The sequence below is a fragment of the Methylomonas sp. MS20 genome (assembly GCF_050275925.1).
GTDB lineage: Bacteria > Pseudomonadota > Gammaproteobacteria > Methylococcales > Methylomonadaceae > Methylomonas > Methylomonas koyamae_A.
Genome location: NZ_CP189962.1, coordinates 5230042 through 5243519, shown reverse-complemented (window position 1 = coordinate 5243519; position 13478 = coordinate 5230042). Strand labels below are relative to the sequence as shown.

At 54.8% G+C, this 13478-nt stretch carries 13 protein-coding genes; 7 read left to right on the top strand and 6 right to left on the bottom strand.

Annotated elements, in window-relative coordinates; translation table 11 throughout:
* The first annotated feature begins 37 nt into the window (after positions 1 to 37).
* Together ACQE3D_RS23375 and ACQE3D_RS23370 are read left to right on the top strand one after the other, a co-directional pair.
* On the top strand, positions 38 to 538 hold the full coding sequence (locus tag ACQE3D_RS23375; RefSeq protein WP_071159185.1) for an SRPBCC family protein: 501 nt from the start codon (positions 38 to 40) through the stop codon (positions 536 to 538).
* A gap of 97 nt (positions 539 to 635) precedes the next feature.
* Entirely contained in the window at positions 636 to 1037 is a 402-nt protein-coding gene (locus tag ACQE3D_RS23370; RefSeq protein ID WP_064023888.1) for a VOC family protein, read from the top strand.
* Positions 1038 to 1279: 242 nt separating this feature from the next.
* Here the strand turns inward: ACQE3D_RS23370 and ACQE3D_RS23365 are convergent, their stop codons facing one another.
* Positions 1280 to 2068: a hypothetical protein gene (locus ACQE3D_RS23365; protein ID WP_313730281.1), complete on the bottom strand. Its 789-nt coding sequence runs from the start codon at positions 2066 to 2068 to the stop codon at positions 1280 to 1282.
* Between the two features lie 620 nt (positions 2069 to 2688).
* On the opposite strand from ACQE3D_RS23365, the gene ACQE3D_RS23360 reads away from it, so the two are divergent.
* Positions 2689 to 3225: a J domain-containing protein gene (locus ACQE3D_RS23360; RefSeq protein ID WP_064023886.1), complete on the top strand. Its 537-nt coding sequence runs from the start codon at positions 2689 to 2691 to the stop codon at positions 3223 to 3225.
* A 144-nt stretch (positions 3226 to 3369) separates the two neighbouring features.
* Here ACQE3D_RS23360 and ACQE3D_RS23355 read toward each other — a convergent pair whose 3' ends face one another.
* Positions 3370 to 3939 carry a hypothetical protein gene (locus ACQE3D_RS23355; protein WP_313730282.1) on the bottom strand — a complete coding sequence of 190 codons (570 nt, stop codon included), beginning with the start codon at positions 3937 to 3939 and terminating at the stop codon, positions 3370 to 3372.
* 352 nt (positions 3940 to 4291) lie between these two features.
* Between ACQE3D_RS23355 and ACQE3D_RS23350 the strand changes: the two genes are divergently transcribed.
* Complete coding sequence (locus ACQE3D_RS23350; protein WP_313730283.1) at positions 4292 to 5179, top strand: ribonuclease T2 family protein; 888 nt, start codon at positions 4292 to 4294, stop codon at positions 5177 to 5179.
* A gap of 301 nt (positions 5180 to 5480) precedes the next feature.
* The gene (locus ACQE3D_RS23345) at positions 5481 to 6377 is read left to right on the top strand and encodes a hypothetical protein (RefSeq protein WP_313730284.1); all 897 of its coding nucleotides are present in this window, start codon (positions 5481 to 5483) and stop codon (positions 6375 to 6377) included.
* Positions 6378 to 6648: 271 nt separating this feature from the next.
* Here ACQE3D_RS23345 and ACQE3D_RS23340 read toward each other — a convergent pair whose 3' ends face one another.
* The 4 genes from ACQE3D_RS23340 to ACQE3D_RS23325 all read right to left on the bottom strand — a co-directional run bounded on the left by ACQE3D_RS23340 (position 6649) and on the right by ACQE3D_RS23325 (position 11473).
* Positions 6649 to 7191, bottom strand: coding sequence for a flavin reductase family protein (locus ACQE3D_RS23340; protein WP_071159117.1), 543 nt, complete (start codon positions 7189 to 7191; stop codon positions 6649 to 6651).
* 269 nt (positions 7192 to 7460) lie between these two features.
* Positions 7461 to 8030, bottom strand: a complete 570-nt coding sequence (locus tag ACQE3D_RS23335; RefSeq protein WP_313730285.1) for a hypothetical protein — start codon at positions 8028 to 8030, stop codon at positions 7461 to 7463.
* Positions 8031 to 8487: 457 nt separating this feature from the next.
* Positions 8488 to 10353, bottom strand: coding sequence for a M48 family metallopeptidase (locus ACQE3D_RS23330; protein ID WP_313730286.1), 1866 nt, complete (start codon positions 10351 to 10353; stop codon positions 8488 to 8490).
* Positions 10354 to 10474: 121 nt separating this feature from the next.
* A complete protein-coding gene (locus ACQE3D_RS23325) occupies positions 10475 to 11473 on the bottom strand; it encodes a YncE family protein (RefSeq protein WP_313730287.1) in 999 nt (332 codons plus the stop codon).
* Positions 11474 to 11830: 357 nt separating this feature from the next.
* Between ACQE3D_RS23325 and ACQE3D_RS23320 the strand changes: the two genes are divergently transcribed.
* Both ACQE3D_RS23320 and ACQE3D_RS23315 read left to right on the top strand, forming a co-directional pair.
* The gene (locus ACQE3D_RS23320) at positions 11831 to 12916 is read left to right on the top strand and encodes an RHS repeat domain-containing protein (RefSeq protein WP_313730288.1); all 1086 of its coding nucleotides are present in this window, start codon (positions 11831 to 11833) and stop codon (positions 12914 to 12916) included.
* On the top strand, positions 12913 to 13464 hold the full coding sequence (locus ACQE3D_RS23315; protein ID WP_064028112.1) for a hypothetical protein: 552 nt from the start codon (positions 12913 to 12915) through the stop codon (positions 13462 to 13464). The genes ACQE3D_RS23320 and ACQE3D_RS23315 overlap by 4 nt, the downstream gene beginning before the upstream one ends.
* Positions 13465 to 13478 lie beyond the last annotated feature (14 nt).

Genomic DNA, 13478 nt, shown 5'->3' with positions numbered 1-13478 from the left:
TGCCTCGCTTTTTAATATTTTTAATGGGAGAAACCCGATGACCGATTTAGATCCGCGACTCGACCTGACATTCGAACGCATCACCGACCTTCCTAAGGACAAAATCTGGCAAGCGTGGACCGTGCCCGCGCATGTGCTGCCCTGGTTTTGCCCGCTGCCGTGGAAAACCGTGGCCTGCGAAATCGATTTAAAGCCCGGCGGCGCGTTTCGGACCACGATGCGCTCGCCGGAGGGCGAGGAATTTCCGCATCTCGGTACTTATTTGGACATCGTCGAAAACCGCCGCTTGGTTTGGACCAATGCGTTGTTGCCCGGCTTTCGGCCGAAACGGTTCAGCGCCGGGGATGAGCCTGCGGCCTGCGGCGACTTTGCGATGACCGGCATTATCGAGCTCAGCGATCACCCGCAAGGCACGCTCTACAAAGCCACGGTGTTGCACGCCGATGTCGCCGGCCGCGATCAGCACGCCGCGATGGGTTTCGAGGACGGTTGGGGCAAGGCCTTCGAACAATTGGTGGCTTACATGAAAAGTTGCTAATGCGGGTTAGTTTTGTCGCTAGAATTTATCAGTGCCGAATTTTTCCGGCTCAGGCAGATTCAGCCTCCTTTTTTCAAACATCATCCAGGAATCCAATATGAGCAATCCCACGTTACGTCACGGCACATTTAGCTGGTGCGAATTGTTAACCACCGATCCGGCAGCCGCGAAAGACTTTTATGCCAACTTGTTCGACTGGACGCTGGAGCCGGCGCCGAACGCACCGCCCGGCGTCGATTATTCGGTTGCCAAGCTCGACGGCGAACCGGTGGCCGGGATGATGGCCATTCCGCCCGGCGCGGCCGGCATGCCGCCGCATTGGGGGAGTTACATCACCGTGAACGATGTCGACGCCACCGTGGCGCGGGCTACCGCACTGGGTGCCAGCGTGTGCGTGCCGCCGCAGGATATTCCCAAGCTGGGCCGCTTCAGTATGTTGCAAGACCCGCAAGGCGCGGTGTTCGGCATTATCAGCTATTTGCCGACGCATTGCGGGTAAGCGCGGTCGGCATCAAGGTAGTCCGCCAATCAACAGCGTCGGTTTTCAAGTAGTGCCGGAGCAGTCCGGCACCGTTCGATGGCTATCCACACGTAAAGCTTACGATGGCGTTGGGATATTCCATTCAGCCTCTTCGATCCATGTTGTACAGGTGGACTTCCAAGGCAGGAGCGGAATAACCCGGCTCGCCGGGATCGTAGCGTCCAACGACACAGGTTAGGCGCTCCGGTAATCCAATCGATTTACGCGATGCGACGTCGGCTTAGCGAAGCACCGGCCAAGCCGATCAAGCCGGAAACAAAGGGCCATACCGCGGCGGGCAAAGGTACGCTGGGGACGTTGGTTGAACCGGCGATTGCCGCGCTGCTAGCCGCTTGGGCGTAAAAACTGTAGGTCTCGCCGTCGGCAACCACGACCGGCAGGTAGAGCGTACCGGTTTTTCGTTCGGAATGCGCAAGGCCACTCGGGGACGCCGGGAACAGTAACTCGTAGGCGAGATGGTTGCTGTTGCTGGATGCGGTGGCTTTAGCGGCGCCCAAGGTGGCGCTGGCGGTCGCGTTAGAGCTCGGTGAGTAGCCATCCGGGTAAAAATCGATGGCTATCGAATACCCGACCGAAAACAGAATCAAGCCGTTGCCGGACACGGTGAATTCGCCGTGCCGAATCGCCGAGGCGGTCGCGCTGCTGCCGCCGGTCGGGTTCACGTCGCTGGCGTTGGCCGAAATGGCGTCCGCGGCGATTTCAGCCCATGCCTGAGTCGATGAGTCACCGGCGCTCGATAGCGAACCGGTCCCCCAGTCAGGCACAAAATCGGTTTGTGAAAGATCCGGCCCGGAGGTGATGGCCGAGGTACTGGCCGAATAACTGCTGTCTATCCAGGTCAGCATCGGCGTGCCGGCGCCCAGACTGATCGTGGAAACCGAAAACGTACTCCAGTCTAGCGACGCGCCGGCGGAGGCCGAGGCCGCGAGCGCGGTGTTTGACAGACATGGAATGGATAATGCCAAGATTAACCAATTAGCGTGGCGCATGATTTTCTCCTTAAATAACTGTGGGAATAACTTTTCGCGGATCAAGCCGATTTTGGATTTCACCGGCAATTGGCAAGCAATAATAAATCCGGTTGATGCCTGACTTGCAGGCGGCTGTTTTATAAAGAATTTTTCCTAAATAAAACTTCCTTAAAAAAACTACTGTAAAAATAACCGACGTATATTTGCCGCTGTGCACGTAATCCTAAAATCCCATTCGAATGACTCCCGTCTGGCGATTTATTATTAAGGGAAAGCGGAGGACACCAACGGTAATCCGCCGAATAATCAGTAGCGCCGTAAACTCGGTTCCGAGTCTTATGCGGCGAGTTCTTTGACGTACGACCGAATTCGCCGATTGCGCTGCCGGCTAAGCGGTGCCGACGCCAGGAATTCGCTCCAGCCGTTTGCCTCGGCAACCGGCTTGTTTCAAAACCCACAGTCTGTCGGCATTTCGGTGCCGGATAGGCGGCTAAGTACGGAATGCCGAAACCGGCGAATTGGCGTTAAAACGCCGTCAAGCCAGGTTTGGCGGGCATCCAGCGAGGGTCAATCGGCTTGGTATTTATCTTGCAGCTTTACCGAAACATTCTTGTTAATTCGCCAATCAGGTAAAGACCATGCATCAAAATCCGTGGCCGGAGGAAGAAGAACTTTGGGTGATTTGGAATGGCTCGCTCGGCATCGTGGATACCGTGACCATCGGCCAAGTCGAAGCCGGTCCGCTGGGTAAGAGCGCTTGGCTGGAGGAACCGTACGACATGGTCGGTCCGTTTGATCTTGACTGGTTGGAGGCCAACGGCTGGATAGACTTCGAAGCCTGTACGGTAATGTCCCGGCAAAAATGGCGGGAGGATCAAGTGGCGTTGCGCCGGGAATCGTTAAAGCTGCGCCGCGCGGCTCAGGAAAGACTGTACGAGTACCAGGCCCGTCACAATCAGAGCCGTTTTCGATATCCGGGGCAGGACCGTACGCTCGGTGACCAGCGGCATCGGGAGACCCTGAACCTGCCGCTCGAAGGTGTGCTGGAGGCCGCGCAAATTAAAGCCGCGTTTCGCCGGCTCGCCCAAAAGACCCATCCCGATGTCGGCGGCAGCCACGAACAATTCATTCGTATTACCGAAGCACGCAACGCCTTGCTGGAACGCGCTTCGTGAACTAATCCAACGCGGATGATAAAAACGCGGGCCGCGTTCGCCTAACCGGCTTAACCCGGCAGGCTATCGAGATGCGGTTCGCGGCTAAAACATCTTCAAGGTTGAAGTTTGCCGAGGATAGCGCCGCCGTATTAAAGGCTTAGCTTAGCCATGGGTACTGAAACGGCTGGAATGTTCTTCGTCGTCAAAAATCGGCTCGCCTCTGCCCATCAGCGACTTTTTGCCCAGCGCGACGAAATTGATCAGGCGCACGGCCGTCTCATCGGCGATTTTCAATTGCTCCAGCGTTGCTTGCAGTAGCTCCAAAGCCACGTCGTAAACGTCGTCCACCGGCTGCAATCGCAGAAAGTGAGAATGCGCCGGACAAAGCAAGGTCAAGCGCGGCGTGCCGTCGTCGTCGCCGACGATATTGCCGTTCATCAGCGCGCCGAGAAACGCGAAATCGCGATTGTTGACCAAACTCGGTTTGGCGTTGCCTCGGGCAAAGGCCGCGGTAAACGCCTCGTCCGCTAGTCTGGACAAGGTCGCCGGATCGACGGTCTGGTTTGCCAGCAATGCGCGCATCAGGTTCTTCAACGACGCGATCTGGTCGGCGATTGGTCGGTCGTAAAAATAACGGTTAATGCGGAAATCGTCGCGCATTTTGGCGTACCAGACTTCGACCAATTCGGCCAGTATGTGGTCGTCCAAATTAAATTTTAAAGAGTTACTCATGTTCTCCCCCTATCGGCTGAAAAAACTACCAAGGCACTCCGCGGCCATAGTTATAGCCGAGCTGAAGTGTAACGCTAGCCGGTGTTAAAGGCTAACCGCCCGTTTCGCGTCGTCTAACCCGGCTAGCGAACGGCAACTTTCCCGCGATGGCCTGCCTGGGGTCTAAACTGACAGCGGCTAGTATGCCGCGAGATTTTGATTTGGATAGAACGCCGACCGCTCGCGCCGGGCCGATCCGCCGATTGGTGGGTTAAAGTCTTCATTTTGTCACAGTATTCGCGGCATAATCAGTCTAGCGCGCGTCGTCCCGTGCGCGCCGGCTTAACCCTGATAACGCCCCAGAGGAGTGTCCATGTCCCGAACCAAATTGTTTGCCGCGGTTTGCCTGGCGCTGGTCGCCGTCCTCGCCCATGCCGACTGCGTCGATCCGAAAGATACTTATGAGTCTTACAATGTGGTCGCCGATCCAACCCAAGACCGGCCGTCGGAGTTCTATGTTTTGTCTTATTCCTGGGCCCCGAGCTATTGTGCCCAGAAGGGCGGGCAACGCCGTCCGGGCCAAAAAGACTATCTGCAATGCGGCGGCAAGGCCCACTTCGGCTACATCCTGCACGGACTCTGGCCGCAAGGCAGCGTGGCCAAGCCCAATGACTACCCGCGCGCCTGCGGCGGCGACCAGCCCAAAATCGACCGGGCGCTGCTGGCGAAATATTTCTGCATGACGCCCAGCGTGTGGTTGTTGCAGCACGAATTCGAGAACCACGGCACCTGCATGATCGATCAACACCTGCGCACGCCGGAGGCCTATTTCGATAAAGCCCTGGCGCTGCATAACGCATTGCATCTGCCGAGTCGGCAAATGACCAACGAAGCTCAGGGCAAGGCTTGGTTCGTGCAACACAATCCGCAACTGCCCGAGGACAGCGTTTACTTCGACCGCAACGCCAAGGAATGGCGCATCTGCTACGACCGCGACTTCGCCCCGTTTGCCTGTCCCAGGCCCGGCGAACAAACGGGAGGCCAAACAGGCGGCCAGTCCGGCGGCGGCGATACGAACGCCGGCAACGGCGATGCCAACGCCTGCCCGGTCAAGGGCAATATTTCCGGCAAGTATCGCAAACTCTACTTCGAACCCAGCCATCCGACCTATGCCAGCGTGGTCATCGACTTCAGCAAAGGCGAACGCTGCTTCGATAACGTCGAACAGGCGCTTGCGGCGGGCTGGAAAAAAGCGCCCTAACTTTTTTAATTGACTAGTGTGGCGGTTGTGGGCGCTTCCTGCGATTTACGCTTTGCCGGGAGCGTTCCGGCTGGGATGGCGACGCGCAACCTAAAGTCCAGCGCCGCCGGATGAAACGCCGCTCGCCAACGGTCAGCGTTCGTTCGAAATCAGGCGTTCGGCGCGAATGTGTTTGTAAACCGCATCAATCGCGAACGATGCGGTGCCGGTTGTTTACAGCATTGATAGCCCCGATCCGAACGCCGTATTTGTCATTTGCGGGCGACCTTGCAACTCCACCATAACTAATTTCGGAGCCGTCATGCCATTATTGTCTTCGCAACCTATCGGCAAGTATGCCGTTTTAGAAACCAGCATTAAGTTGTATATCGAAAGCCTGCCCAAACTATTGGCCTTATTTTGGATTTTGGCGGCGATTTTTTCTGTTGAATGGGGTTTAGCGCTATTGCCGAGCGTGTTGGACAGGAATGCAGACGCAGTCTCTATCATTGAAACGATACAAACAATCCTTTGGTTACCGACCATGCTTTGTTTATTTTGGGCATACGCCTGTATGGTTCAACGTTTTGATAGTGTCGCAAAAGGACGAGAGGAAAGCTTTAAGCAAGTATTCATGATAGGCGTAAAAAAGATATGGCCTTTATTTCTTGCCACACTTCTGCCGTCTATCCTGGTTGGATTGACCGGCATGATGATGATAGGCACAGTGTCTTTCATCCCTATGTTGATTTCCACCGTCCTGTCAGGCGCCGACAATTCCATCGTCATGGGAATTTCAATGGTCATCGGTGTGGTATTAGGGGCGTACCTTGCTGCCGCTATAGCGGTTTCACTGGCCTTCTATCCTTATTTTGTCGTTATCGATGCCTTGCCCGCGTATGCCTCATTGCAGGCCAGCTGCAAGTTGGCTTGGGGACACGTGATATCCGCAGCCGTGATCTATCTGGCTCCGACTTTGGTTGCGGCACTATTGTGTGCCGCAGCAGACAGTCTGACCGAGGGTTGGGGAGCGGATGGACAAACCAGCGTTATTCGCGAAGTGGTTTATGGTGTATGGATTGTCTGCGTCGGTTCCTATTTTTGCGCGCTAAGCTATGTGCAATTTCACGATTTAAAGCTGCGGCAATCGAACGTCGCAGCGGCGTGCGGGGTGATCGAACCCGAGACTTCGGCCTCGGAACACGCCCGTTACAGATAGTTTCTCGGCCGTTGCCGCTCGAAGCACGGCGTTTTTAGAAAATAACGCGATTGTTCGAACTCGTCGCCGAAACCTTGCCGTTCGGCAGGATAACGTTTTCCAAAAAAGCTCGACGGTTTTGTCGGAGAGCTCGAAACCAGAATCGCCGAGTTCGGAACATCCGTCGTCGCGTTCCAGACCGCAAGCGGCGGCATGAACCCGCCGCGCTAGCGTCGTCGCTAAAAACGAATGCCGGAACCGACCGAAATCCGCCGCTTTTGCGGATGGGCGATCAGATACCTTCGGGCAATTTCGCCGCCATCATCTCCCGCCGATCCAGTTTTATGCCGTCGGCAACGAAACTGCCGTCGCCGACTGCGTGCAGGGTGCGGCGTTCCGCGCGTTCGTCGTCCAGGTAAGCGGCCAGCCCTTCCAGCACGACGATGTTATGGCGTTCGACGATGTCGATCACCCGGCATTCGATGTTCGCTAAGCATTCTTGGATTAAAGGCGCCGCGACGTGCTGGCCGCGTAGCGCGGTCAAACCGAATTTGGCGAATTTGTCGGTATCGCTGCCCGAGCAAATGCCTATGCCGACCACCCGGTCGAGCAAGTCCAGCGTCGGAATCGCCAGCACGCAGGCCTTGGTGTCGCGCAACGCTTGATAGGAATGGTTCCACGGCCCGGTTGCGATCGCGAATTTGGGCGAGAAGTCCAGCACCATGGTCCAGGAAACCGTCATCACGTTGTCGCGCCGGCCGTCGTTGGTCGTCACCCACACCACCGGGCCGGGTTCGATCAACGTGAAGGCGTGGTTGAGGGGCAGGGTTTTCATCCGGCTAGACTCCGAAAGGGGGACGCCGGTAAAGCCGTCACAGCTTCACAAGCGGTCGTGATGCATCGCGTACCACGGGTACAGGCATAAGCTTATCACCGTAGAGAAGCCGGAAACAACGCGGTAGGTTCGTACTGGTTGGTATTGCGTAGCCTCGATGCAAAGTTAGCAGAATCGAGGGTGTCGGCGGTTCTGTCACGAGACTAACATCGGCGACTTGCAGGGGGATGTCTTCGAATCCTCGATTCCATCGAGGCTATTTTCTTGGCTTATTCAGACAACAGTTTTCGGTATTCTTCCAGGGATTTTTGTTCTAAAACAAAAATTGCGATTTTTTCGTCCTTATCTTGCAATTTGGTTTTATAAGGAAAACTTACTCGAATGGCTTGTGGAAAAGTCGGTACTGAACGAAATTTTATTTCCCGATTATTTGTTTCTAATGGTATGGGTTGAGCATTCACACGAAGTGTGCCTACATAAAATTGGGAATAAGTCATGCCGCCATTCTGTTTTTCCCAACCCGGAACTCGACGATTATCGATCCAGTGAACCCATCGGTCGTTGATTTTAAGCTCGATATCGCAAAAAGGATCGAAACCTTTGTGCGGTGGAGTCGTTGCGTCATATTTGGGAGGCAAGAATATTGGGTTTTTGCCTTTGTTTGAGACCTCAAATGAGTATACAACAAGTTTGTCCCTCGGGTAATACTTCATATTGATGACTACGCCAATCTCGTCATTGTCAATCTCGTTTATTTCATTAAGATATACGTTAGCATTTGCGGCATATAGAAAACAAAAAAATAGCGCAATCGCTACGGGAAATTGAAGCGCTCGCATAATTGATCTCCTAAAATGGCTGTATGTTAAAGCTAGTCAATTCGATATAAGTCTTCATCAATTCGTGCCAAAGTTAGAGGATGGACGTCGCGTTAGACGCATTGGTGACAAGTCGAGTATGGCCAGCCTTTTAACGGCATTAACCAGTTAGTTTTGTCGGTCTATTATGAATACAATTGAAATACACTAGAAAATCCGCTTCATCCCGAATCAGCTTCCCCAATAACGCCGCGGCGACTACTGGGCTATTCCATCTGATAGATGTGGGGTACGCAGTGCGTACCCTTGTATGTTCCATCCTGCGTCGCATTCCCCGGCACCCGCCGGGCCTCATTGAAGCGGCTTTGCTTCGGCTCCGCTCAGCAACCTCAGCTCCGCCCAGCAACCGCCACTCGCCGCTAAGGCATTCTCGAAACAGTGGGGGGGGCGACCGATAACATTCCGCGACACGCCGCATCTACCGCCGATATATCTCGCTACCCGCCTTGATCGCGCGCTTGGCGATCGCGGCATGCGACCCGGACTTGGCCAGCACGAATAGCGTGTGCGGCAACGACAGACGCTCCAACAATTGTCGCGTCAATTTCTTCTCGTTGGCGAAAGCGGACTTGGCGAATACCACGGCATACGTCTTGGCTTCGGGATAGTGTTGCATCGGCTTTTCGGCCAGCCAAACGCGTTTGACGCCGGCCACTTCGGCCGCGGCAGCGCGAATCGCCGCCAGCGTGGCCTCGTCCGCCCGCGGTTTGACGAACCTATCCTTGCGGGTCAGCGTATCCCGCTCCAGCCCCGCCGCCCGGTTGATGTCCATCTGCCGCTCGGCCCGTTTCAGGCAATCATCGGCGGCGGCTTCGTCGCCGCGCCGCCGGTAGAAATAGTCCAGCCAGCGGCAACCCTCCAGCGTCAACTCCGGCTTCGCGGCGATGGCAGCCTCGATGGCCGCGATGCCGGCGCTGTCATCGCTTTTCAGCAGCAGCCGGCCGATTACAAAATCGGCGTCCGCATCGGCGTGGGCGGCGCGATAGCTTTGAAACAGCGGTAGCGGATCGATGTCCGGCGCGAATTCCTCGGTCAACACCGCCAATTGCCAATGTTGCGCGGCGCTGAGGGTTTCGGAAGCCTGTTGGGACAATTCCGCCAAGGTTTGCCGGCCTTCCTGGCAATAGCGGTAGCGCTCCCGCCATTTGTCGTCGTTGTTTTTCAGCCAATCGGCGTCGAAATCCGCCAAGATCCGGTCCAGTTCGCCGCCCAGCCACGCCCGCGCGGCCGAGTCGGCCGGCATTTTCGGCAACGGCGCCTCGGTTTGCAGGGCTTGCAACCGGTCGCTCAGCGCCGGATGAGTGTCGTAATGGCCGGTGGCGACCTTCAAGGCTTCGGCGACCTTGGCGTGCAAATCGGCGGTTTCGAACGGCGGCTGACGCAGGAAATCGCGCAAGGGTTTGAAAGGCGCCGTGGGCAGCTCGCTAGTGTCTGCCTGCTTCAGAAAGGGCATCCAGAAATGCTCGTTGACCAAGCCGCTGACCACGTAGGTATTGACCAGGGCTTGCGCGGCATCGTGGCGGCTGGTCAGTTGCGCGGCCACCGCGTCGGCCGCGAATTCGTTGGTGCGAGCGAGCGCGAAGGAATAGGCGGCGAAGGTGGGCGCATACCAATCGAAAAACCGCCGCATCAGCGAGGCGCCGATGTTTTGTTGACGCTCCAATCCGGCGACGATGCGTTGCCAGCTCAAGCGCACCCGATAAATCCAGCCGGCGAATCGGCTGTGGGCAGCCGACAAGTGGCCCAATTCGTGGGCGATCACCGCTTCGGCCTGGGCCGGCGACAGGCTCAGCAACAATTCCAAACCCAAAAACAGCGTGTTTTTCGGAAAGCCGAACACGCCCAAGCGCGGGGTTTGCACGATCGCGGCGTTGTATTCCGGGGTCAAAATGACTTGATGAATCCTGGGCGCGCGCAATTGCCGGCTGAGCGTTTTCAAGCGTTCGAACAATTTCGGATAGTGCTTGGCGGTCAAACGGTAGCCGGTCGGCGGCTCGAACTTCACCCACAGTGCCCGCAGCAACACGTAAATCATCGCCAGAATGACAACGATCAATTTCTTCTTCAGCAGCAATATCGCGAACGTGGTACTCGCCAGCGCCGCCCAACCGATGCCGACACTGATCGCCACCAAGGTAAACAGCATGCCGAAGATCACCAAATAACCCAGTAGCGCCAGCAAGCCGACCTTGGCCCGATAACGCCGCGGCCGGCGCTTGGCTTCCTGCTCGGCCCGGCCGATCAAGGCTTCCAGATGTTCGCGTTGCTGAGTGGTGGTTTTCATGAGAACTCCGAAGAGATAGCTTTGGAGGCGCTTGCACAAGACCACTGGCGCAAGCGCACGACGATGCCCGCCAAACAGCGGCCAGCCAAGGCAAGCCGCTGAGCGTGAGAAGACTAGCGAATTACTGGGCCGGCGTCCGCAACGGCGCGAAATAAACCCCGGAATCCAGCGTGGAAAACAAAAACGAATTGTCCGAGGCAACCTTGACGCGGCCCTCGCCGAAGGCGAAATTGCCGTTCCAGTCGAAATTGCCGGGCACTTTGATCTGAGCGACTTCAGTCATTGTGTCCGAGTTATAAACTGAGATGTAATCGGAATTTGCCATTGGGAAATACACCTTGTTCCCTACCGGTGCGTAAGCCGCGCCGATCGGCGTTACGCCGGCGTATTCGCCAACCGCCGGGAAGACTTGTTTACTGTCCAGGATGATGGTGCCGCCGTAGGTGGGAACAGCGATTTGGCTGCCAGTATAAGAAATGCCGATCTCGAAATTAAACCAATTGGTCGCGTTATTCGATTGGTATTGCTCGTCTCCGGCTTTGTAAACGCCCCAGGCGCCGTTGGAGATATTGGACTCGGCGACCGCTATCGTATGCCTATCCGCCGATGCGGCCAACATGCTGTTTTGTCTGACCGAACCCAATTCCGAGACCGCCTTGGTGAAGTAATTGATTTTCCGCAGCGGCACCCAGCCCGAGCCTTCGTAGTTGCTGGAGACCAGGATATTACTCAATTCGTCGAACGCCACGGTAAAGGTGCCGCCCTCGCCGAAACTCAAATCGAAGCCGACCCTTTTTACCGCGAGCGTGCGCAAATTGATAACGTCGATAAAGTTTTGCTTGGCCCCGCGCGACAAATTGGCGACCGCCAGCAATTTACCGTCGGCGGAAATGTCCATGCCGGCGGTTTGGCCACCCAACGTAATCGGCGTTAGAAACTTTTTAGCGACCATGTCGTACCGCCGAACAGTGGTGCCGCCGCTGATAAACAGTACTTGCCGCACTGTATCGTAGGCAATGTCGTAGCGGTTGGCGTCCGCTATGAAGCCGGCTTCGGCATGGGCGGTCAAACCGGAAAAAAACAGAACAATTCCTGCTACAAACGCGCAACTTTTATTCATAAAAACTCCTGGAGGGATTGGATTTCGTTATGCCTTACCCGAAACACGCGCTCGGGTAGTGGCCCGCTAAGCGTGACTGTTCGCTCGTCATCGCAAGCCGGGACCGACTGCTGGGTGATTAGGACTGTTTCCGAACTGACTGAAAGAATGGTCTAACTGAAAACGCCAGCGGCGACAAGCATAGCAGAGCCGGCGCAAGCCTTCTAGTCGGGCACGTCCGCCGCTACGAATGTCGATTAAACTTCCACAATTGCCTTCTCGGTGGCGCTATAGAGTTCACAGCCTGTCCTAGCCAACGGTGCGACCGAAAGCTACGCCTACGCGCCGGCCGGCAACCGCCTGACTCAGCAAGGCGGCGTGGCCATTGGCGTGGATGCCGCCGGCAACATCACCAGCGACGGCGCTTACAGCTACCAATACAACCGCCGCGGCCTGCTGTACCGGGTTTACCAAAGCGGGGCGGCGGTCGCGAACTACAGCTACAACGCCCTGGGCCAGCGCACGTTAAAAACCTTGAGCGGCGGTAAAACCGTGTATCAATACGGCCCCGGCGGCCAATTGCTGGCGGAAATCGGCAAGGATGCCCAAGGCAACTGGCTCGCCCTCGACTACGTCTGGCGCGGCGAGCGGCCGGTGGCGCGCTTCAAAACCCAAGTCACCGCGGCCGGCGCCGCCAGCACCTTGGAAAGCCTGATACTGCACACCGACGCGCTGGGCAGCCCGAGCGACGCCAGCAACAGCCAGGGCAACGTGGTCTGGCGCTGGACCCACGAAGCCTTCGGCGCCACCGCGCCCAATCAAGACCCGGACGGCAACGGCCAAATCACCCAGCTCAACCTGCGCTTCCCCGGCCAGTATTACGACGCCGAAACCGGTCTGCACTACAATATGCACCGGTATTACCAACCCAAGACCGGCCGCTATATCTCCTCCGATCCGATTGGGGTGTTGGGGGGCATTAATACTTACACCTATGCTTTAAATAATCCACTAAGATGGACTGATCCTTTAGGCTTGTATAGCAAAACAGGTTGTAATGATGCTCAGTGTGAATTGATTGACAAAGCAGTTGCAAATGCACAGGACGCTGCTAATAAACAGGGAATTGGGCCTGGTTTTTCCCAAGCCCTTGAAACTGCAAATTTCATTTGTAAGAAACCAGAGAAAAACAAAAATTATTGCGGGGCAAATAATGACCCGGATATTTATCTAAGAAATGCTTTTAACCCTGGCAAATGCGGTTCACTACCTAGCACTTTACTTCACGAGGTTTCGCATTCTAAACCACTGAATTATACTGAAATGGACGCTTATATTCTTGAATATAAAGCTTATGGCACTTCTATGCCAACGCCCGCTAAACTCCAAAAGGATTATCCAAACTTATCTCCAGAACAAATTCAATACTATAGCAAACAACGTGAAGAGGCCTTAAAGCAATGAAATTGATTTTTATAGTTTTTCTGTTGCTATCTAGTAACGCGTATTCTAAGTACCCTATTGAATCATTCCAAAATGTAATGAATCGTGTTGTAACTCAATCAGATACCATTTTTATTGGAAAAGTTCTAAATGAAAAGACGATTGAAAAAGGGCTTGTCGTTGGCTTAGGTACTAAACAGATAGGCATTTTAGAAGTTGAGGTTATAAAGAAATATAAAGGTCATGTTGTCAAAAATGAAAAGCGCTTAGTCTGCACATGGTTTGATAATACAGAGCATTTATTTAACTTTAAAATAGGTCAAGAACTAACATTCTTTGGTATTGATACTGGTTTGAATATTCAGTTACCAAGCACTTATGGTTATATCCGAAGCTCAAGCGGGATAGAGAAAGAGCTTTCTAAATCATTAAAGTTACGAAGCAAGCCTAATAAAGATAGGAACATGATATTTGAGATTGTTGACTCAGATAGTAAGGTGACTAGAAATGCCTGTAATGAACCGGATGCATGGGAACTAGCTACAGAATATAGGCCTACGACGAAGTGACCAAACATATACAC

Coding starts and splice junctions, on each gene's coding strand:
- ACQE3D_RS23330 (WP_313730286.1), bottom strand. CDS start 10,353: ATGAAAACCACCACTCAGCAACGCGAACATCTGGAAGCCTTGATCGGC.
- ACQE3D_RS23335 (WP_313730285.1), bottom strand. CDS start 8,030: ATGCGAGCGCTTCAATTTCCCGTAGCGATTGCGCTATTTTTTTGTTTT.
- ACQE3D_RS23345 (WP_313730284.1), top strand. CDS start 5,481: ATGCCATTATTGTCTTCGCAACCTATCGGCAAGTATGCCGTTTTAGAA.
- ACQE3D_RS23350 (WP_313730283.1), top strand. CDS start 4,292: ATGTCCCGAACCAAATTGTTTGCCGCGGTTTGCCTGGCGCTGGTCGCC.
- ACQE3D_RS23360 (WP_064023886.1), top strand. CDS start 2,689: ATGCATCAAAATCCGTGGCCGGAGGAAGAAGAACTTTGGGTGATTTGG.
- ACQE3D_RS23365 (WP_313730281.1), bottom strand. CDS start 2,068: ATGCGCCACGCTAATTGGTTAATCTTGGCATTATCCATTCCATGTCTG.
- ACQE3D_RS23315 (WP_064028112.1), top strand. CDS start 12,913: ATGAAATTGATTTTTATAGTTTTTCTGTTGCTATCTAGTAACGCGTAT.
- ACQE3D_RS23355 (WP_313730282.1), bottom strand. CDS start 3,939: ATGAGTAACTCTTTAAAATTTAATTTGGACGACCACATACTGGCCGAA.
- ACQE3D_RS23375 (WP_071159185.1), top strand. CDS start 38: ATGACCGATTTAGATCCGCGACTCGACCTGACATTCGAACGCATCACC.
- ACQE3D_RS23325 (WP_313730287.1), bottom strand. CDS start 11,473: ATGAATAAAAGTTGCGCGTTTGTAGCAGGAATTGTTCTGTTTTTTTCC.
- ACQE3D_RS23370 (WP_064023888.1), top strand. CDS start 636: ATGAGCAATCCCACGTTACGTCACGGCACATTTAGCTGGTGCGAATTG.
- ACQE3D_RS23340 (WP_071159117.1), bottom strand. CDS start 7,191: ATGAAAACCCTGCCCCTCAACCACGCCTTCACGTTGATCGAACCCGGC.